Raw genomic sequence first — 20,036 nt, forward strand, 5'->3', positions numbered from 1 at the left:
TCCACCGATGAGCGACACCCCCCGCATCGCTTTCCTGGCAAGCACCACCGAAGCTGCGCAGATGGCCCGCGCGGCCATGGTCGCGCGCTTTGGCGACCATGCCCCCGAGCAGGCCGACGTGCTCTGCCCGCTGGGCGGTGATGGCTTCATGCTGCAGACGCTGCATCGTCACGGCCACCTGGGAAAACCGGTGTTCGGCATGAAGCTGGGCACCGTAGGTTTCCTGATGAACCAGTACCGGGGCGACGACGACGTCAATGCACGCATCGCCCGCGCGGAACCGGCCAACCTGCGTCCGCTGGAGATGGTGGCGCTGACCGAATCGGGCACCAGCACCGGTTCGCTGGCGTACAACGACGTGTCCCTGCTGCGGCAGACCCGCCAGGCTGCGCACATCGGCATCGACCTCAATGGGCAGGAGCGGGTGGCCGAACTGATCGGCGACGGCGTGCTGGTTGCCACGCCCGCAGGCAGCACCGCCTACAACTATTCGGCCCACGGACCCGTGCTGCCCTTGGGCTCGCACACCATCGCGCTGACGCCATTGGCACCGTATCGCCCGCGACGCTGGCGTGGTGCCATTCTCAAGGCGGATACGGAGGTGCGCTTCCGCGTGCTGGACCCCTACAAGCGGCCGGTCAGCGTGACCGCCGATTCGCACGAGACGCGCGACGTGGTCGAGGTGACCATCCGCGAGTCGCGCGACCGCCGGGTGACATTGCTGTTCGACCCGGAACACAATCTGGAAGACCGGATCCTGAGCGAACAGTTCGTTTTTTGAGGACAATAGGTTGCCGGTCGCGTCGACCGCCAGAAGGACCCCCACCGATGGGTGACAACTCCCCCCGTTTGCTGACCGTCGCGGTGACCTCGCGCGCCCTGTTCGATCTCGAGGAAAGCCACGCGCTGTTCGAGACCGATGGCGTGGCGGCCTATGCGGAGTACCAGCGCCAGCACGAGGACGACATCCTCGGTCCCGGCGTGGCCTTCCCGGTGGTGCGCAAACTGTTGGCGCTGAACCAGGGCGCCAGCCCGGAGAACCCGCGCGTCGAGGTGATCCTGCTGTCGCGCAATTCGGCCGATACCGGCCTGCGCATCTTCAATTCGATCCAGCACTACGGCCTGGGCATCATCCGTGCCACCTTCACCGCCGGTGAGCCGACCTGGCCCTACGTGAAACCGTTCGGCACCGATCTGTTCCTGTCGGCCAATCCGGAGTCGGTCCGCAGTGCGCTGCGCCACGGAATCGCCGCTGCGACGATCCTGCCCAAGCCACCCGGCGAGACCGCCGCGGCCGCCGCGGACCAGATCGACACCGGCCGACCGTCCGGCCAGCTGCGCATTGCCTTTGACGGTGATGCGGTGATCTTCGGTGATGAAAGCGAGCGCATCTCGCGCGAACAGGGGGTCGAGGCATTCGGCCGCCACGAGCGCGAACGTGCGCGCGAACCGCTCAGCGGTGGCCCGTTCCGCGGCTTCCTGTCCGCGCTGCACACGCTGCAGGAGGTGTTCCCGGCCGGTGACAGTGCGCCGATCCGCACGGCGCTGGTCACCGCCCGCTCTGCGCCCGCGCACGAGCGGGTGATCCGCACGCTGCGCGAATGGGGCGTGCGCCTGGACGAGGCGCTGTTCCTGGGCGGCCGCCACAAGGGGCCGTTCCTGCAGGCCTTCGGTGCCGACATCTTCTTCGATGATTCGCAGCACAACATCGACAGTGCCCGCGAACACGTTGCCGCGGGCCATGTGCCGCACGGTGTCGCCAACGAGGGATGACGCGGCAGCGCCGGGCCACGCCCGGCGTTCTCCGTCATGGGGCGTCGGCCATTCCCAGCTGCACGTCAACCACTTTCCAGCGCAGCCCCTGCGGTTCCAGCACGACCTTCAACGGTGGTTGGCCGGGGCCGCGATCAACGTCGACGACGAAGCGGTCGAACGCTTCGAAACGGTGGCGGGCGTTCTTCAAAGGCCGTGCCGGTTCGGTCGCCGCGAAGGCATCTCCGCCCTGCAGCTCGTTGCGCCCACGCTTCCACAGCACATGGCCCTGCAGCATCGCACCGATGCCGGCCGGGGTCATCAGGGTGTCCACCGCTGCGCCCCCAAGCTGGTCGCCCAGGCCGTAGAGCAGGGCGCCGAACGGACTGCTGGCCACATCGGCGCCGGCCTGGCGCACGAGGTAATCATTGAGTTGCGCACGCAGGCTGACGCGCACGCGCGGAAAGTCGACGTAGCGTTCCAGTGCGGCGGTATCGCGCTGTTCGATGGCCTTGGACAGACCCTGTATGGTCAGGTAGGGGCCGCCGAACCACACGCCGGCGAGGGCAATCACCAACAGGGCCACGATCGCAGTGAGCTTCTTCATGCCGCCAGACTGCCGCAAGTGCGGCCGGGCGGGGTGAAGACTCAATGACTGGGCGAACCGCTGCCGTCGCCATAGGCCGCGACCAGGCGTTGCCGGTCGGCGGGGCGCAGTGCTTCGGGTCGCGTGGCCAGCACCTCCTCCAGACTGCCGACGCGGGTAGTGCCCAGGATGCCGGCGGCCACGCCGGGGTGGCCCAGAACGTAGGCAAACGCAGTCTGGGCCGGACGCTGGCTGTCGATCGCCGCAATGGCCCGGCGCATCGCACGTGCGCTGCGCATCAGACGGCGGCTGCTGGGCTTGAGCCACGCGCGCGCCAGGTACCAGGCATCGGCCAATCTCGGCCGGCGAGGCTGGCTGGGCAGCAGGTGGCCCTGTGCGAGCACCGTGCCTGCCAGTACGCCGATTCCGGCCGCATGCAGCTGGTCGATCAGCGGCGCACGATCCTGCTGCAGCGCGTTGTAGTCCAGCAGAACCACGTCGAATGCCTGTGGATGCGCAAGCATCCAGTGCAGCGTCGAGGCCGAGTGGGTGTTGATGCCGGTGGCGCGGATCAGGCCACGTTCGCGCAGGCGCTGCAGCGCATCGAGCAGATCGTCGTTGATGTCGTGCGCGGTGGCGCCATGCAGCTGGTAGATGTCCAGGTAATCCAGGCCAAGGTTGCGCAGCGAGGCTTCGCAGCTGGCGGTGATGGCCGCAGGCGAGAAATCGCGCTGTTCTGCGCCACTGATGCCGGCCTGTCCGGTCAGTGTGCCGCCCTTGCTGGAGATGACCAGTGACTCACGCGGGTAGCGGGCCAGCAGCGGCCGCAGGATGCGGCCCAGGCGCGGTTCGGCATGGAAGCCGGAGTAGTTGTGGCCGGTGTCGAACAGGTTCACGCCCTGGGCCAGCGCGTGCTCGACGATCGCTGCGGCGGCATGCTCGGCAAAGCGGCGATGGCCCCAGAAGCCCGAACAGCCCAGCCCGACCGGCGATACGGACAGGCCGGTGCGGCCGAGCGGGCGGCGTTGCCGGGCCAGTGGCATCAGAACTCCAGATCCAGTGCCGCGCACAGATAGTCGACGAAGGGGCCGAGCGCGGCCAGATCCTTGCCGAGCGTGGACAGCAGGCGCGGCCCGGTCATCGTCTCATCGTCCAGCGAGCGCCACATCACCCAGTTGCGATGCTTGAGATCGTCGATGAACTCGAAATCGGCGGGGAAGCCACGCGGCGGCCTGACCAGCTTCTCGCTCTGCTCGAAATCGAAACGCCGGCGCAGGGCGGGTGCATGCGCTGCGGCCTTCCAGCTGCCGGGGTTGTCCAGGATGAAATGGCGCACGCGGCGCTGGGTGTCCGGTTCGGGGTGCCACAGGCCGGCACCGACGAAGCTCTCGCCCGGCTGCAGATGCACGTAGAACGACGGAGCGGCCACTTCGCGGCGGCGTTCATGGAACAGGCGTGCGCCCTGCCAGGTCTTGTACGGCGATTTGTCGTTTGAAAAGCGCGCATCGCGATGGATGCGGAACAGCGAACCACCGACGCCACGGGTATCGGCACGGAAATGCGCGCTGACCTCGGCCAGCGCGGGCTGCAGGTCGCCCAGCAGGCGCAGGAACGGCTGCCGTACATGGTCTTCGTACTGCTGGCGATGGTCGTTGAACCAGGCCTTTTCATTGTGACGCGCAAGGCTGCGCAGGAACCTGAAACTGGCGTCGCTGAAATAGGTGCTCACAAGCTCTCCTGCAGATGCTGGCCCCAGTCGCGCAGCGATTGCAGCAGGGCCAGGCGGCGATCGTCGTCCGGCGCCTCGGCGGCCAGTGCATCGAGCTGCTGCTGGTACTGGGGCAGGTTGAGTTCGCCCAGGCGGCCGTCACCGAGCAGGCGCTGGCGGCGGTAGTCCTGCCAGCGCTGGCGCTCGGCCGGTGCCAGGGTGTCGGGATGGTTGCGGGCGCGATAGCGGAACAGCAGTTCGGGCAGGCGCGGATCGCGGAAGCGGCCTTCCAGCGCAGCCAGCTCTGCGGGCGGCGTGGTCCGCGCCAGGGCCAGCAGTGGCTTGTCGCCATTGCCGAGGAAGCCGTCGTACAGCGAAGCATCGACGTCGGCCACGACGGCGTCCCGTGGTTGGTTGTATACCTGCCGTGCCTTCTCGGCCAGTTGCGGCGCGAATGCACGCAGCTGCTCGACCTTGGCTTCGATGGCGGCGACATCCAGGCCCAGGCGGGCGTGATCGTCGGGCCGCAGGTGGTTCCAGGCGACCAGCGCCGGGACCTTGTTCAGATGTACTTCCTTCAGCGGCACCCGGGCGACGCCTTCGGGCAGTTCGCTGGCGCGCAGGTAGAGCCGCTCGGCGATCGTCTCGGCTGGCAGCTGCAGCAGGTCGTCGATGTCACCTTCCAGATCGAACACGATCACCCGGTTGTTGATCGTCGGGTGCACCGCCAGCGGCAGCACCGGAGCCGCGCACAGCCGGCTGGCCGGGTATCGCATGGAAATGTGCAGCACCGGCTTCAGCGCGCTCACGTCCAGCAGGCTGCCGACGAAACGCTTGTCGCGCAGTTTCAATGCGTACTCCCACAACCGCGGCTGCGACTGCTTGAACAGGCGGGCCATGCCGATCGTGGCGCGCACGTCCGACAGCGCCTCGTGCGCATCGCCATCGCGCACATTGTTGGCTTCGGCCAGGTGCTCGAGCTTGAACGACGTGGCGCCGTCCTCGCGCAGTGGCCAGTGGATGCCTTCGGGACGCAGGGCGCGCATCAGCCGCAGCATGTCCAGCAGGTCCCAGCGCGAGTTGCCGTTGCGCCACTCGCGCTCGTAGGGGTCATGGAAGTTGCGGAACAGACCGTAGCGGATGAATTCGTCGTCGAAGCGCAGGGTGTTGTAGCCCAGGGCACAGGTACCCGGGCGCGACAGCTGTTCGTTGATGCGGTCGAACGCTTCGGCTTCGCTGATGCCTTCAGCCAGTGCCCGCTGCGGCGTGATGCCGGTGACCAGGGTGGCCATCGGCGAGGGCAGCAGATCGTCGGCGGGGCGCACGAAGAAACTCACCGGCGTGTCGATCTCGTTCAGATCGGCATCGGTGCGGATCGCCGCGAACTGCGAGATGCGCGTTCGCCGTGGGTCCTGGCCGAAGGTTTCCAGGTCGTAGAACAGGAAGCTGTCAGCCATCAGTGTGCGCCCTCCAGAACCGGCAGCCGGGCATGGATCTGTGCCTCCAGAGCTGCCCAGTCGATGTTCTCCAGCGACGTATGGCCGATCGTGGCGGCCACCAGCATGTCGCGCTGGATGTCGGTCCGGCGCAGTGCCTCGGCGTAGGGCGTGTGCAGGAACGTGACCATGGTGTAGTGCGGTACGAAGCGGGTTGGCCAGCGACGCTGAAGCGCCTGCTCCAGCTCGCGCTGCAGCAGGAAGGCCGGGTCGGCGACGCGATCACGCATCTCCAGGTAGTTCTCCAGGGCCATCTGCTGGATCGCATGCGCGTTCGGCTTGCGTTCTTCCTCGAAGGCGGCGAATGCGCTCTGCAGGTCGTCGGCTTCCATCAGATGGCGGGCCAGTGCCACGCAGTCCTCGAACGCGCAGTTCATGCCCTGCCCGTGGAACGGCACCATCGCATGCGCGGCATCACCGATCAGCACGGCCTGGCCCTGCTGGTGCCAGCGCTCCAGCGTCAGCGTGCCGAGCAGGCCGGGCGGATGCTGCTCCCAGTCCGCGCGCAGGTCGGGGATCAGCGGCAACGCATCGGCGAACTCGCGTGCGAACAGGGCTTCGGCCTGGGCGCCGGTATTGACGGTGGCGAAGCTGGGCTCGCCCTGGTTGGGCAGGAACAGGGTGACCGTGAACGTGCCTTCGTGATTGGGCAGGGCGATGCACATGAAGTGGCCTCGTGGCCAGATGTGCAATGCGTTGCGTTCGATGCGGAAGCCGCCATCACGGTCCGGTGGAATCTCCAGTTCCTTGTAGGAGTGATCGAGAAAGGCGATGTCCTCGCCCAGCGGCGCGCGCCGGTTCATCGCCGCGCGCAGCGCCGAGCCGGCGCCGTCAGCGCCGATCAGGCTGTCGAAGTGGATGTCGTGCGGGCTGTCGTCGCGATCATCGATGAAGCGTGCATGGCCGGCATCGAAATCGACGGTATGCAGCCGGCGGTGGAAATTTACGGTGGCACCTGCCTGCTCGGCCAGTGTCAGCAGCGTGGTGTTCAGGTCCCTGCGATGGATCGACCAGATCACTTCGCTGTCGTCGCGGCCATAGCGCTGCAGCTGCGCGGCGCCTTCGCGCGGATGCACCATGCGTCCGCGCATCATCACCGCGCGGGCCATCACCTCGTCCTCCACGCCGGCCTGCCGCAGCGCGTTGCGCCCGCGCTCGGCCAGCGCCAGGTTGATCGAGCGGCCGCTTTCGTAGTCGGCCACGCGTGGGTCGCCACGGCGTTCGTACAGGGTGATCCGCCAGCCCTGCCGCGACAGCAGGATGGCGAGCAGGGAACCGGCCAGGCCGGCACCAATGATGCTCAACGAGCGGGAGGCATGTGCGATCAACGAACTGTCCAGCAGGAGGGGAGGTGCCGGCTCAGAGGCCGGCCCAGGCTTCCACTTCCTCGACGAAATGGTGGACGTCCAGGTAGCGGTTGTAGAGCGGGGTGGGGGAGATGCGGATCACGTCCGGCTCGCGCCAGTCACCGAGCACGCCGACCGAGCGCAGGTGCTCGAACAGTGCGCGGCCACGCTCGCGGCCGGCGATCACCCGCAGCGAGAGCTGGCAGCCGCGCCGGTCCGGCTCGGCCGGGGTGACGATGTCGAGCACGTTGGCCAGGCGCGCGCGCACCAGAGCTTCGAGCATGCCGGTCAGTGCCAGCGACTTGCTGCGCAGGGCGTCCATGCCGGCCCGTTCGAACAGGTCCAGTGAAGCGCGCAGCGGCGCCAGGCCGAGGATCGGCGGATTGCTCAGCTGCCAGCCTTCGGCGCCGATGGCGGGCGAGAAGTGCGGTGACATCTGGAAGCGGGTGGCTTCGTCATGGCCCCACCAGCCGGCGAAACGTGGCAGGGTGCTGTCACGGTGGTGACGCTCGTGCACGAACGCCCCGGCGACGGCCCCCGGGCCGCTGTTGAGGTACTTGTAATGGCACCACACGGCAAAGTCCGGCGCCACATCGTGCAGTCGCAGGGGCAGGTTGCCGACCGAATGCGCCAGATCGAAGCCGATGCGCGCGCCCTGCAGGCGTGCGGCGCGGGTGATCGCATCGAGGTCGAAGGCCTGGCCGGTGCGGTACTGCACGCCTGGCCACAGCACCAGAGCCAGGCGAGGGCCATGCGTGGCGATCGCGCGTTCGATCGTGGTCATCGAGATCGTGCCGCTGGCTTCGTCCGGCTGCACCTCCACCAGGCAGTCGGCCGGGTCGAAGCCATGGAAACGGATCTGCGCTTCCACCGCGTGACGGTCCGTCGGGAAGGCGCCGGCTTCCATCAGGATCACCGGTCGTTCCCGGGTCGGCCGGTAGAAGCTGACCATCATCAGGTGCAGGTTCACGCTCAGCGTGTTCATCGCCACCACTTCGCTGGGCAGCGCACCGACCACCCGCGCCAGCTGCGTGCTGACCAGACGGTGGTAGGACAGCCATTGGGTGGGGCCGGTGAAGTGGCCTTCCACTGCCAGTTCAGCCCACTGCTTCATCACTTCCTGCACCGCCGCCTGTGCGCCGCGCGGCTGCAGTCCCAGCGAGTTGCCCACGAAGTAGGTCTGCTCGCCACCGCCGTGGCGCGGAATCAGGAATTCACTGCGCAGCGGCCGCAACGGATCCGCGGCGTCGAGAGCGATGGCATGGGTGCGGTTCAGCAGGTCGGACATGGTCGGGCAACAGGCTGCAACGGGGCTGCCAGTGTAGCGCCTGGGGCCTGCGTGATGCCGCGCAGTACGCTCGCCGGGCATGGCCCGGCGCTACCCGGAGATCACGCGCATCGGCCATGCCGGGCCATGCCCGGCGGGTGCATCGGCAATCGCCATGCCCGGCGATCGATCAGTCCGCCGCCGGTGCCGGCAACGGGTCGAGGTGGCCGCATTTGCCGCAGGTACGCAGTTCCAGGCTGGCGTGGTAACGCGCGAAGACCTTGGGCAGGTCGGTTTCGATGTTCTGCAGCGCGAAGAACTCCTCATGCAGCTTGTGGTTGCAGCGCTCGCAATGCCAGATCACACCGTCCATCTCGTGCGGCAGCCGCCTGCGCTCCACGACCAGCCCGACGCCGCCCGGTGGCCGGCGCGGCGAGTGCGGCACCTTCGCCGGCAGCAGGAAGATCTCGCCGGCACGGATCGGGATGTCGCGGACCGCGCCATCCTCCTGGACCTTCAGCACCATCTCGCCTTCGAGCTGGTAGAACCACTCGGCCCCTTCGTCGTAGTGATAATCGGTCCGCGAGTTCGGCCCGCCGACCACCATGACGATGAAGTCGCCGTTGTCGATCATCTTGTTGCCCACCGGCGGTTTCAGCAGGTGACGATGTTCTTCGATCCAGGCGTGCAGGTTGATCGGTGAGGCGAGCATGGTCGGGCTCCGTGGGGGATCAGTCGCGCTTGCCCTTGCGGGGGACATAGGAAAGCGCTTTCTCGTAAGCCGGCTGCAGATCTTCCGGCGAGCCGACATCGATGCCCATTTCGCGCACGCGGCCATCCTTCAAGCTGTAGACCCAGCCATGCACCATCAGCTTCTGGCCGCGTGCCCAGGCGTCCTGCACGATGGTCGAGCGGCACAGGTTGGCGACCTGCTCGATGACATTCAGCTCGCACAGGCGGGCATGACGCAGCTCGTCGGTCTCCAGCGCATCGATGATCGCCGCGTGCTTCTGCATCACGTCGCCGACGTGGCGCAGCCAGTTGTCCGCCAGGCCGACGCGGGTGTTGTGCAGGCAGGCATGCACGCCGCCGCAACCGTAGTGGCCCACGATGAGGATGTGCTTCACCTTCAGCTGGTCTACCGCGTACTGCACCACGCTCAGGCAGTTCAGGTCGGTGTGGGCGACCACGTTGGCGACGTTGCGATGCACGAACACTTCGCCCGGTGCCATGCCGATGATCTGGTTGGCCGGCACGCGCGAATCGGAGCAGCCGATCCACAGGTATTCCGGGTGCTGCTGCTTGGCCAGCTGATGGAAGAACTCGGGATCTTCCTTCTCGATGCGGTCGGCCCAGTCGCGGTTGTTCTGCAGCAGCTTGTGGATGTCTTTCATGTTCGGGTCCCTGACCTCGGTGGGGGCAAGTCGCGGCTGTCCGGCCGCGTCGTCGCGGGAGTCGGTGCGTTCAGCCGCTGCTGGCGGCCTCATCGCGGAACCAGCGCATCCACTGCGCCAGTTCGGTGGAAGGTGGGGCGTGCAGGCGATCCAACGCGTCGATCACCGCCTGCTGGTTGGCATCGGGATGGTTCTGGCTGAGCTTCAGTTTCAGCTGTACCTGTTCGACGTGGAAGTGAAACCCGACGATGGCGCGCAGCTCCGGGCCGTGCTCGGGACGATCAGCCTCGAACCGCCACTGCTGGCCGACGCTGGCTTCAAAGCGGTCGCTGATGTCGCCGACCAGCTGGGCCAGCGCATCGGTGCCGTCGAACGGCTGCAGCTGTCCGCGCAGCTCGGCAGCGGCATAGTTCCAGGTCGGAACGCGTGCCGCCGGTTCCTTGTCCGGATACCAGCTGGCCGAGACGTAGCCATGGGGGCCATCGACCAGCACCTTGGCGGTGCCTTCGCGACGCGACTGCGGGTTGGCCCGCGCCCAGTGGCCGCGCAGTTCGATGCGCTGGCCATCACGCCGGTACAGCACCGGCACGCGGGTCAGCTCGGGCAGGCCGTCGTCACCGGTGGTGAGCACGGTGACGAACGGATCGCGCGCCAGCAGGCGGTCCAGCCAGATCAGATCGGTCTCGGCGAAGGCGCGCGGAGTGAACATCGGCCTGGGCTCAGGCGCGCCCGCCCAGCGATTGCACCATGCGCCCACGCAGGCCCTCGTCGCTGTCGGCGTGCGGTGGCTGCACCTCGTGCAGGCTGAAGCCGCGCACCAGCGCATCTTCTTCGTCCAGGCCGTCGAATTCGACGAAATCGGCGTCGAACAGCTGCGCGCGGGCAGTGTCCTCGCTGTCGTAGCTGAGGGTGTTGCCATCACTGTCGAGCACTTCGGCCGTGCCGGCCGGCCGCACGCGCAGGCGGGCCCAGATCAGGGTGTTGCCGAGGCTGGCCAGCCACCAGCTGTCGTGCGGGGCGGAGAGATCGTTCATGTATGCGTTACCAGAGCGAAGCCAGCCAGAGCAGGGCGGCCATGCCCAGTCCGGCCAGCAGGGTCAGCAGCGAAACCCAGGCCGGCGTGGCCAAGCCGGACAGCGAGCGATCCGGCTGCTGCCGGTAGTCGCGGCGCAGCAGCCAGGCCAGGGCATCGGGCTTGAGGAAGGCGCCGCTGCCGAAGCGCTGTGCCAGCGCCGGATGGCGGTCACGCACGTGCACCAGGGTCAGCGGCCAGAAGATCACGAAGGCACTGAACCCGGCCACTGCGACGCCGACAAAGCAGAGGGCGAAGAACAGGGTCATGGGGGCAGTACCTCCGTGGTCGGTGGTGGGGCTTAGAAGTCCGCGCTGCCGGGAGCGCGCGGGTAAGGAATCGCATCGCGGATGTTGGACAGGCCGCAGACGTACACCACCAGGCGCTCGAAGCCCAGGCCGAAGCCGGCGTGCGGCACCGAGCCGTAGCGACGGAAATCGCGGTACCAGCTGTAATGCTCACGGTCCAGGCCGAACTGGGCCATGCGCGCGTCCAGCACGTCCAGGCGCTCTTCGCGCTGGCTGCCACCGATGATCTCGCCGATGCCTGGCGCCAGCACGTCCATCGCGGCGACGGTCCTGCCGTCGTCGTTCAGGCGCATGTAGAAGGCCTTGATGTGCTCGGGGTAGTTGGTCACCACCACCGGGCGGCCGACGTGTTCCTCGGTCAGCCAGCGCTCGTGTTCGGTCTGCAGGTCCAGGCCCCATTCGACCGGGAAGTCGAACTTCCGGCCCGACTTCTGCAGCAGGCTGACCGCATCGGTGTAGTCGATGCGCTCGAACGGCGCGTTGATGAAGTCTTCCAGTTTGGTGATCGCGTTCTTGTCCACGCGCTCGGCGATGAAGGCCAGATCATCGCTGCGCTCGTTCAGCACCGCGCGGAACAGGTACTTGAGGAACTCCTCGGCCAGGCGCGCATCTTCGGCCAGGTCGGCGAAGGCGATCTCCGGCTCGATCATCCAGAACTCCGCCAGATGGCGGGTGGTGTGGCTGTTCTCGGCGCGGAAGGTCGGGCCGAAGGTATACACCTTGCTCAGGGCCAGGCAGTAGGCCTCGACGTTCAGCTGGCCGGACACGGTCAGGAACGTCTCCTTGCCGAAGAAGTCGCGGCTGAAATCGATCGCGCCCTTCTCATCGCGCGGCAGGTTCACCATGTCCAGCGTGGACACGCGGAACATCTGGCCGGCGCCTTCGGCGTCGGAGGTGGTGATGATCGGGGTGCTGATCCAGTTGAAGCCGTTCTCGTGGAAGAAGCGGTGCACGGCCTGGGCCAGGCAGTTGCGGATGCGGGTGACCGCGCCGAACAGGTTGGTGCGCGGGCGCAGGTGCGCCACTTCACGCAGGAACTCCGGCGTCATCGGCTTGGGCTGGATCGGGTAGGTGAGCGGGTCTTCGACCCAGCCGACCACTTCGACCGCACTGGCCTGGATCTCGAACGACTGGCCCTTGCCCTGCGATTTCACCAGGATGCCGGTGGCCACCAGCGAGCAGCCGGTGGTGAGGCGCTTGATCTCGTCGAAGTTGGCCAGGGTGTCGTTGGCTACGACCTGGATCGGGGCGAAGCAGGAGCCGTCGGTCACATTCACGAAGGCCAGATTCGCTGAACCGCGCACCGTGCGCACCCATCCGCGTACCGTGACTTCGCCGCCTTCCGGGATCTTCCCGGCAAGCGCATGTTCAACGCTGACCACCGTCATGACTTGAATCCTCTGCTGATCGACTCGATCTGTGAACACGGGAGTTTACCGGTTGCAGCGTTCTGCTTGCGAGGCATTTCTGCGGCCCAAGCCTCCCTATAATGTCCCTGTTCCTCTGGAGTAGTCCCATGGCTGTCAGCCTGACCCCCATTGCCTTCGAGCGCGTGCAGCGCTTCGTCGCCCAGACCCCGGGTGCGCTGGGCCTGCGCTTCGGCGTGACCAAGACCGGCTGCTCCGGCTGGGGCCACGTGACCGACCTGGCCCGTGACGAGCGCGAGGGCGATACGGTGTTCGACCAGGACGGCGTGAAGATCTACGTCGATGCACAGAGCCTGGCCCTGGTCGACGGCACCGTGATCGACTTCGGCAAGCACGGCCTGAGCGAGACCTTCACGTTCAGCAACCCGAACGCGACCGCCGAGTGCGGCTGCGGCGAGAGCTTCACCACCGACGCCGACAAGGCCTGAGGGCCGCTTCCCCGGGGTCGTGCCGGCCGGTCCTCGGGCAGGTCCCGGTGCTGCCGGGTTCAGGTTCGGCCACGGTTGCCCGGTTGCCCCATCTGCGCCATAATGCGCGGCTTCCTGCCTTCCTGGCGGGAACCCTTGCCCCACCGCGGTCTCAACGGCGGGGGGCTGTCCGGCCGCAAGGCCACATCCGAAAGGTAGAAAAAACATGAGTCGTCATTACGAAATCGTGTTCATGGTCCACCCGGACCAGAGCGAGCAGGTCCCGGCCATGATCGAGCGCTACAAGTCGCTGGTCGAGAACGGCAACGGCACCATCCACCGTCTGGAAGACTGGGGCCGCCGCCAGCTGGCGTACCCGATCCAGAACCTGGTGAAGGCGCACTACGTGCTGCTGAACATCGAAGCCGACCAGGCCGTGCTGAACGAGCTGACCGAGAGCTTCCGCTTCAACGACGCCGTGCTGCGCAACCTGGTCATCAAGCGTGACGAGGCTGACACCGAGCAGTCGCTGATCATGAAGAGCAAGGACGAGAAGGGTGACAAGCCGGAGCGCGGTGAGCGCCGTCGTCGTGACGACGAAGAAGGCGAGTCCACCACCACCGCTGACAACGAAGCCGGCGAAGACGCCGCTTCCGCCGCCTAAGGAGCCTTCCCATGTCCAAGTTCTTCCGTCGCCGCAAGTTCTGCAAGTTCACGGCTGAAGGTGTCAAGGAGATCGACTACAAGGATCTCAACACCCTGCGCCAGTACCTGACCGAGAACGGCAAGATCGTGCCGAGCCGCGTCACCGGTACCAAGTCGAAGTACCAGCGTCAGCTGGCGACCGCCGTCAAGCGCGCTCGCTTCCTGGCCCTGATTCCGTACACCGACAACCACGACGTCTGATGCCCGGCGGGGTGGCCGCGTGCCGCCCCGTTGTGCCAGCTATTCGGACAGCCTTTGTTGCGGGGCATCGCCTCGCTAACGAATAACTTATCTGGAGTAAAACCATGCAGCTGATCCTCCTGCAGAAGGTCACCAACCTCGGCAACCTGGGTGACCTGGTCACCGTCAAGCCGGGCTACGGCCGCAACTTCCTCGTGCCGCAGGGCAAGGCCGTGCCGGCCACCGAGAGCAACAAGGCAGAGTTCGAAGCCAAGCGCGCCGAGTACGAAGCCAAGGCCCAGTCCATCCACGCCGAGGCTGAAGCCCGCAAGGCGAAGCTGGAAGGCGCGAGCGTCACCATCGCCGCCAATGCTTCGACCGAAGGCAAGCTGTACGGCTCGGTCGGCCCGCGCGACATCGCCGAGGCCTTCACCGCCGCCGGCCTGCCGCTGGAAAAGAGCGAAGTCATCCTGGGCGAAGGCGCGTTCCGCAACATCGGCGAGTACGACGTGCTGATCCACCTGCACGCCGACGTCGAGACCACCGTCAAGGTCGTCGTCGAAGCCGAAGCCTGATCCCACGCCGCAAGGCCTGGCATCACCGCAGAACGGGCGCCCGCGAGGGTGCCCGTTTTGTTTTGTCGGCCCGCCCGGCAGGCGCGCGGGCCCCGATGTTCCACGCCCATTCGTAGAACACGGCCACATCGGTATACTCAGGGCGTCACACCCGTTCCACGGTCGGCGATCCCAGCAGGATCAATGACTTGGAGGGTAAACGCAGGCCGCTTGCCGGCCCCAGTCCGGAACCCCTATGCGTCTTTCCACGATCAAGCTGTCCGGCTTCAAGTCTTTCGTCGATCCGACCACCCTGCATCTGCCGACCAACATGACCGGCGTGGTGGGGCCCAATGGCTGCGGCAAGTCGAACATCATCGACGCCGTGCGCTGGGTCATGGGCGAAAGTTCGGCCAGCCGCCTGCGCGGCGACTCGCTGACCGACGTGATCTTCTCCGGTTCCAACGCCCGCAAGCCCGTCTCGCAGGCCACGGTCGAGCTGATCTTCGACAACTCCGACCACACCATCTCCGGCGAATACGCCTCGTTCAACGAGATCTCGGTCAAGCGCACGGTCAGCCGCGACGGCACCAGCAACTACTACCTCAACGGCACCAAGTGCCGCCGCCGCGACATCACCGATCTTTTCCTGGGGACCGGCCTGGGCCCACGCAGCTACTCGATCATCGAACAGGGCATGATCAGCCAGATCATCGAGGCGCGTCCCGAGGATCTGCGCGTCTACCTGGAAGAGGCGGCCGGAATCTCCAAGTACAAGGAGCGGCGCAAGGAAACCGAAACCCGCATCCGCCACACCCGCGAGAACCTTGATCGCCTGGGCGACCTGCGTGAGGAGATCAGCAAGCAGCTCGAGCACCTCAAGCGCCAGGCCCGGCAGGCGGAGCAGTACCAGGCGTTGCAGGAAGAGCGCAGGGTCAAGGATGCCGAGTGGAAGGCGCTGGAATTCCGAGGCCTCGATGGGCGCCTGTCGAAGCTTCGCGAGGGCCTGTCGCAGGAAGAAACCCGGCTTCAGCAGCTGATCGCGGACCAGCGCGACGCCGAGGCCCGCATCGAGACCTCGCGCATGCGCCGCGAGGAAGCGGCCGATGCACTCAATACCGCGCAGGCCGCGGTCTACCAGGTCGGTAGTACCTTGGCCCGACTGGAGCAGCAGATCCAGCACCAGCGCGAGCTGTCGCAGCGCCTGCACAAGGCCCGCGACGAGACGCGGCAGGCATTGGCCGAGCTGGGCCAGCACATCAGTGGTGACGAGGCCAAGCTGATGGTGCTGCGCGAGGCGGTGGACGCCGCGACCCCGCAGCTGGAGGCGCTGCAGGAAGAGAACGAGATCAAGCAGGAAAGCCTGCGCGAGGCCGAAGCCCGCCTGGCCGACTGGCAGCACCGCTGGGAACAGCACACCTCACAGAGTTCCGAAGCCTCGCGCGCCGGCGATGTCGAGCGCACCCGCGTGGACTACCTGGACCGGCAGATCCTCGATGCCGACCGGCGTCGCGAGGCGCTGGCCGCCGAGCGTGCCGGGCTGGACGTGGACGCGCTGGAAGAAGCCTTCGAGCAGCTGCACCTGCAGCACGACACGCAGAAGACCGCACTGGACGAGCTGAGCGAACAGGTCGAGCAGCGCAAGCAGGGCGTGGTCACCGTGCAGGAACAGCAGCGCAACGGCCAGAACGAACTGGCCGAACTGCGCAAGCAGGTCAATGGCCTGCGCGGTCGCCTGGCATCGCTGGAAACCCTGCAGCAGGCCGCACTCGGCCAGGAGCAGGGCGCCGCGGTTGCCTGGTTGAAGGCGCGCGGGCTGGATTCGGCCGCGCGTGTGGGCGAGCGCCTGGATGTCGATGCCGGTTGGGAAAACGCGGTGGAAAGCGCCCTCGGCCAGCTGATCGAAGGCGTGCTGGTGGACGACCCGGCAGCTCTGGTCGATGCGCTGGGCGAACTGGGCGAAGGGCGCATCGCACTGGTGTCTGACGATGCCAGCGATCTGGACGTCGCCGCGACATCGCTGGCCGCGCGCGTGCGCGGACCGACGGCGATCCGACGCCTGCTGGCGCATCTGCATGGTGCGCGGGATCTGGACGAGGCCCGTGCCCTGCAGGCCCGGCTGCCCGCCGGTGATTCGATCATCACCCAGCGCGGCGAGCGTCTCGGGCAGGGCTGGGTGCGCGTGTCGCGCTCCGGTGCGGCCAAGCAGGGTGCGCTGCTGCGCGAGCGCGAGATCAATGAGCTGCGCGAGCAGATCGAACAGCTGCAGAACCGTGAGGTCGAGCTGGAAGATCAGCTGTCCGGCTTCCGCGAGCAGCTGCTGGCCGCCGAACAGCAACGCGAAGATGCGCAACGGGCGCTGTACCTCGCGCATCGTGCGGTATCCGAGCTGGCGGGTCAGCTTCAGGGCCAGCAGGGCAAGGTGGAGGCCGCACGCACGCGCATCGATCGCATCGAAGGAGAGCTGAGCCAACTGCTGGAGACCCTCGAGGTCAACCGTGAGCAGGCGCGCGAGGCGCGTTCGCGGCTGGAGAGTGCCGTCAGCAGCATGGGCGACCTGGAATCGACCCGGCAGGCCCTGGAAAGCGAACGCCGGCAGCTGGCCGAAGCACGCGACCTCGCCCGCGAAGCCGCACGGGCGGTGCGCGAACGCGCGCATTCGCTGGCACTGACCCTGGAATCGCAGCGCGCACAGGTGGCATCGCTGAGCCAGGCGCTGGAGCGCATGAGCACCCAGCGCGGGCAGCTGGATTCGCGCTTGGGCGAACTGCATTCGCAGCTGGACGAGGGTGATTCGCCGGTCGAATCGCTGCAGGCCGAGCACCAGAATGCGCTGGAAGAGCGCGTGCGTGCCGACCGTGTGCTGGCCGAAGCGCGTACTCTGCTTGATGGCATTGACGCCGAGCTGCGCAATTTCGAACAGACCCGCCACCAGCGCGATGAGCAGGCGCTGGCGCAGCGCGAGCGTATTTCCCAGCGGAAGCTGGACCAGCAGGCCCTGGTGCTCAGTGCTGACACCCTGCAGGCTGCGGTGGAGAAGGCTGGCTTCGTGATGGCCGACCTGCTCAACGCATTGCCCGAGGACGCCCGCCTGGGGGACTGGGAGCAGGTCGTGCACCAGATCGACGGTCGCATGCGCCGGCTGGAGCCGGTCAACCTGGCGGCGATCCACGAGTATGGCGAGGCATCGCAGCGGTCGGAGTATCTCGATTCGCAGCATGTGGACCTGACCACGGCGCTGGAGACCCTGGAAGACGCCATCCGCAAGATCGACCGCGAAACCCGCGGCCGATTCAAGGATACGTTCGACCGGGTCAACGCCGGTGTGCAGGCCCTCTATCCGCGCCTGTTCGGCGGTGGCCATGCCTATCTGGAACTGACCGGTGAAGATCTGCTCGACACCGGCGTGACCATCATGGCGCGTCCGCCGGGCAAGCGCGTATCCAGCATCTCGCTGCTGTCCGGCGGCGAGAAGGCGATGACCGCGGTGGCGCTGGTGTTCGCGATCTTCCAGCTCAATCCGGCGCCGTTCTGCCTGCTGGACGAAGTGGACGCACCGCTGGACGAGGCCAACGTGGGCCGCCTGGCCAACATGGTCAAGGAAATGAGCGAGAAGGTGCAGTTCCTGTTCGTCAGCCACAACAAGGCGACGATGGAAGCTGCGCAGCAGCTGTCGGGCGTGACCATGCGCGAGCCGGGCGTCAGCCGCCTGGTCAGCGTGGACCTGGAAGAGGCCGCGCGATTGGCGGGCGCGGCCTGACGTGCCATCCTAGTTACCTGAATGAACTAGCCGGAGAACCTATCGAATGTCCGACACGGCACTGTTGCGCATCGGCATCCTGGCCGCCGGCCTGCTGTTGATCGCCGCGATCTTCCTGTTTGGCCGTCCGAAGAAGAAGCCCCAGGGCCGCCGCGTGGAAGGCACCGAACCGACCAGCAGCGAGCGCCGCGAACCGGTCCTGGGCGAGGACGGCGTACCGTTGGCCGATACCCGCCTCGATCCGGCACTGGGCGAAGAGGGTCAACAGGCCGAACTGGGCCTGGCCGACACCGACGCCGGCGCGGCCAGCGACCTGGGCAAGCGCGCCACCCAGGATTTCGACAAGATCGTCTCGCTGTTCGTGGCCGCACGGGCCGGCGAGCAGCTGCGGGGCGAGGACATCGTCGTGGCGGCCGAGAAAACCGGTCTGGTGTTCGGCCACATGAACGTGTTCCATCGTCTGGTGGAGGGCCATCCGGAACGGGGGCCGATCTTCTCGATGGCCAGCATCATGAAGCCGGGCAGTTTCGACATGGCCAACATCCGTGCCATGGAGACACCGGCCATCGCCTTCTTCCTGACCCTGCCGGCGCCGCTGACCGCGCTCGATGCCTGGGAGAAGATGCTGCCGACCGTGCAGCGCATGGCCGAGCTGCTGGATGGCGTGGTGCTGGACGACAGCCGCAACGCGCTCGGCCGCCAGCGCATCGCCCACATCCGTGACGAGCTGCGTGCCTATGACCGCCAGCACCAGGCGCCGCCTCTGACCAAGACCCCGCGCTGGTAAGCGCGGTCATCCCGGGTATGCCGACCCACGGTCGGCACCCACCACCACGGCAGATCCATCGCCTGCGTGGATTAAGTCAGGAAGGCACCCCGGCGACCTGGGCGAACGCGGCGCGGAACGCTGCCATCTCCTCCTCGGTGCCAACGGTCACACGGACGCGCTGCGGCCAGATCGGCCAGCTGCGACCGATCACCACACCCTGTGCGGCCATCGCCCTGGCAAAGGCAGCACCGTCGCGCTGGACGTCCACCACGAAACAGTTCGCTTCCGACGGCAGGCAGCTGAAGCCACGCTTGCCCAGCCAGGCGATGGTCGCCTGCCGGATCTTCGCGTTCTGCAGACGGCGCTGCGGAACCAGCTGCGGATCGTGCAGGCTGGCCAGAGCGGCGGCCAGCGCCGGCACCGGCAACGGGTTGTCGCCGAGGCTGCCCAGCTCGCGCAGGCGATCGGGATGGGCCGCTGCCGCGCCCAGGCGCAGTCCGGCCATGCCATACAGCTTGGAGAAGGTCCGCAGCACGATCAGGTCATCGCGCTCGGCCACCTGCGCGATCAGGCTCGGCTGGTCGCTGTACTGCAGGTACGCTTCGTCCACCAGCACCCGGGTTCCGGCGGGCTTGCTGGCCAGCAGCCAGGCGAGCTCGGCGGGCGGGCTGATCGAACCCGTGGGGTTGTTGGGGTTGCACACATACATCAGCCCGGTCGGGCGCGCGTGCGCGGCAGCCACCATCGCGCGCACATCGTGCGCGCCGTCGCTGCGCAGAGGCACTCGGCTGACGTGTGCGCCCCGCGCGGCGGCCACGTCGCCAATCGCCTCGAAGGTCGGATCAGCCACGACCAGGCCCTGCTGCGGGCCGGTCCAGATTGCGGCGGCACGGTTCAGGGGCTCGCTGGAGCCCGGGTACAGGCGCAGGTGATCGGCACTGACGCCGCTGTGTTCGACGAATGCATCACGGACCTGTGCCGCCAGCTCGAAGCGGTAGCGGCCGCAGCGCGCGATGCTGTCGCGAGCGGCCGATTGCGCAGCGGCGGAAGGCCCATACGGGCATTCATTGAAGTTCAGCAGCACCGGCCCACCGGCGCGCGGCGACGCGGGAGCCGCAGCCGGGGCGGTTTGCGCGTATCCCAGGCCCGGCAGGCCACTGCCGGCGACGGCGAGGCCGGCACCGGCCAGCTGCAGGAAGCGACGACGGGAGGCAGGCAGGGTCATGGGCAGGTTTCCGGAGGGCGGCCGACGCACGCTAGCGCTGCCGGTGGAGGGCGGCAAGCCCGTCTTTCGCGGAGCGGGGC

Annotated in this window: 21 protein-coding genes; 8 read left to right on the forward strand and 13 right to left on the reverse strand. The window is 67.2% G+C overall.

The window, feature by feature from the left end:
- The first annotated feature begins 7 nt into the window (after nucleotides 1-7).
- Nucleotides 8-781: an NAD kinase gene (locus N7367_RS15825; protein WP_053515423.1), complete on the forward strand. Its 774-nt coding sequence runs from the start codon at nucleotides 8-10 to the stop codon at nucleotides 779-781.
- 47 nt (nucleotides 782-828) lie between these two features.
- Nucleotides 829-1,773 (forward strand): 5'-nucleotidase, encoded by a 945-nt coding sequence (locus N7367_RS15830; RefSeq protein WP_053515425.1) that lies wholly within the window; start codon nucleotides 829-831, stop codon nucleotides 1,771-1,773.
- A 34-nt stretch (nucleotides 1,774-1,807) separates the two neighbouring features.
- Here the strand turns inward: N7367_RS15830 and N7367_RS15835 are convergent, their stop codons facing one another.
- The 12 genes from N7367_RS15835 to asnS form a co-directional block, all read right to left on the reverse strand.
- A complete protein-coding gene (locus N7367_RS15835; RefSeq protein ID WP_279942752.1) occupies nucleotides 1,808-2,359 on the reverse strand; it encodes a DUF2939 domain-containing protein in 552 nt (183 codons plus the stop codon).
- Nucleotides 2,360-2,400: 41 nt separating this feature from the next.
- Entirely contained in the window at nucleotides 2,401-3,381 is a 981-nt protein-coding gene (locus tag N7367_RS15840; RefSeq protein WP_053515428.1) for an aldo/keto reductase, read from the reverse strand.
- Nucleotides 3,381-4,067: a DUF2461 domain-containing protein gene (locus N7367_RS15845; RefSeq protein WP_053515430.1), complete on the reverse strand. Its 687-nt coding sequence runs from the start codon at nucleotides 4,065-4,067 to the stop codon at nucleotides 3,381-3,383. The genes N7367_RS15840 and N7367_RS15845 overlap by 1 nt, the downstream gene beginning before the upstream one ends.
- Nucleotides 4,064-5,503, reverse strand: a complete 1,440-nt coding sequence (gene sbcB, locus N7367_RS15850) for an exodeoxyribonuclease I (RefSeq protein WP_279942753.1) — start codon at nucleotides 5,501-5,503, stop codon at nucleotides 4,064-4,066. Before sbcB ends, N7367_RS15845 begins: the two co-directional genes overlap by 4 nt.
- Complete coding sequence (locus N7367_RS15855) at nucleotides 5,503-6,870, reverse strand: NAD(P)/FAD-dependent oxidoreductase (protein WP_279942754.1); 1,368 nt, start codon at nucleotides 6,868-6,870, stop codon at nucleotides 5,503-5,505. Before N7367_RS15855 ends, sbcB begins: the two co-directional genes overlap by 1 nt.
- A 31-nt stretch (nucleotides 6,871-6,901) precedes the next feature.
- Nucleotides 6,902-8,176 carry a kynureninase gene (kynU, locus tag N7367_RS15860; protein WP_279942755.1) on the reverse strand — a complete coding sequence of 425 codons (1,275 nt, stop codon included), beginning with the start codon at nucleotides 8,174-8,176 and terminating at the stop codon, nucleotides 6,902-6,904.
- 169 nt (nucleotides 8,177-8,345) lie between these two features.
- The gene (locus N7367_RS15865) at nucleotides 8,346-8,867 is read right to left on the reverse strand and encodes a 3-hydroxyanthranilate 3,4-dioxygenase (protein ID WP_279942756.1); all 522 of its coding nucleotides are present in this window, start codon (nucleotides 8,865-8,867) and stop codon (nucleotides 8,346-8,348) included.
- A gap of 19 nt (nucleotides 8,868-8,886) precedes the next feature.
- Nucleotides 8,887-9,549 carry a carbonate dehydratase gene (gene can / locus N7367_RS15870; RefSeq protein ID WP_053515439.1) on the reverse strand — a complete coding sequence of 221 codons (663 nt, stop codon included), beginning with the start codon at nucleotides 9,547-9,549 and terminating at the stop codon, nucleotides 8,887-8,889.
- 70 nt (nucleotides 9,550-9,619) lie between these two features.
- Entirely contained in the window at nucleotides 9,620-10,258 is a 639-nt protein-coding gene (locus N7367_RS15875) for an FMN-binding negative transcriptional regulator (RefSeq protein WP_053515441.1), read from the reverse strand.
- Between the two features lie 10 nt (nucleotides 10,259-10,268).
- On the reverse strand, nucleotides 10,269-10,583 hold the full coding sequence (locus N7367_RS15880) for a hypothetical protein (RefSeq protein ID WP_053515443.1): 315 nt from the start codon (nucleotides 10,581-10,583) through the stop codon (nucleotides 10,269-10,271).
- A gap of 7 nt (nucleotides 10,584-10,590) precedes the next feature.
- Nucleotides 10,591-10,890, reverse strand: a complete 300-nt coding sequence (locus N7367_RS15885) for a hypothetical protein (protein ID WP_053515445.1) — start codon at nucleotides 10,888-10,890, stop codon at nucleotides 10,591-10,593.
- 32 nt (nucleotides 10,891-10,922) lie between these two features.
- Nucleotides 10,923-12,317, reverse strand: a complete 1,395-nt coding sequence (gene asnS / locus N7367_RS15890) for an asparagine--tRNA ligase (protein WP_279942757.1) — start codon at nucleotides 12,315-12,317, stop codon at nucleotides 10,923-10,925.
- Nucleotides 12,318-12,445: 128 nt separating this feature from the next.
- On the opposite strand from asnS, the gene N7367_RS15895 reads away from it, so the two are divergent.
- The 6 genes from N7367_RS15895 to zipA all read left to right on the forward strand — a co-directional run bounded on the left by N7367_RS15895 (nucleotide 12,446) and on the right by zipA (nucleotide 18,749).
- Nucleotides 12,446-12,784: an iron-sulfur cluster assembly accessory protein gene (locus tag N7367_RS15895; protein WP_053515449.1), complete on the forward strand. Its 339-nt coding sequence runs from the start codon at nucleotides 12,446-12,448 to the stop codon at nucleotides 12,782-12,784.
- A gap of 205 nt (nucleotides 12,785-12,989) precedes the next feature.
- On the forward strand, nucleotides 12,990-13,427 hold the full coding sequence (gene rpsF / locus N7367_RS15900) for a 30S ribosomal protein S6 (protein ID WP_053515451.1): 438 nt from the start codon (nucleotides 12,990-12,992) through the stop codon (nucleotides 13,425-13,427).
- 11 nt (nucleotides 13,428-13,438) lie between these two features.
- Complete coding sequence (gene rpsR, locus N7367_RS15905; RefSeq protein ID WP_002804494.1) at nucleotides 13,439-13,669, forward strand: 30S ribosomal protein S18; 231 nt, start codon at nucleotides 13,439-13,441, stop codon at nucleotides 13,667-13,669.
- Between the two features lie 104 nt (nucleotides 13,670-13,773).
- On the forward strand, nucleotides 13,774-14,223 hold the full coding sequence (gene rplI / locus N7367_RS15910) for a 50S ribosomal protein L9 (RefSeq protein ID WP_053515452.1): 450 nt from the start codon (nucleotides 13,774-13,776) through the stop codon (nucleotides 14,221-14,223).
- 235 nt (nucleotides 14,224-14,458) lie between these two features.
- The gene (gene smc / locus N7367_RS15915; protein ID WP_279942758.1) at nucleotides 14,459-17,962 is read left to right on the forward strand and encodes a chromosome segregation protein SMC; all 3,504 of its coding nucleotides are present in this window, start codon (nucleotides 14,459-14,461) and stop codon (nucleotides 17,960-17,962) included.
- Nucleotides 17,963-18,008: 46 nt separating this feature from the next.
- A complete protein-coding gene (gene zipA / locus N7367_RS15920) occupies nucleotides 18,009-18,749 on the forward strand; it encodes a cell division protein ZipA (protein WP_111186144.1) in 741 nt (246 codons plus the stop codon).
- Between the two features lie 76 nt (nucleotides 18,750-18,825).
- On the opposite strand, the gene N7367_RS15925 is transcribed toward zipA, so the two are convergent.
- Entirely contained in the window at nucleotides 18,826-19,956 is a 1,131-nt protein-coding gene (locus N7367_RS15925; RefSeq protein ID WP_279942759.1) for a pyridoxal phosphate-dependent aminotransferase, read from the reverse strand.
- Nucleotides 19,957-20,036: the final 80 nt, after the last annotated feature.

Source organism: Stenotrophomonas sp. GD04145, assembly GCF_029835135.1.
GTDB classification, from domain to species: domain Bacteria; phylum Pseudomonadota; class Gammaproteobacteria; order Xanthomonadales; family Xanthomonadaceae; genus Stenotrophomonas; species Stenotrophomonas maltophilia_P.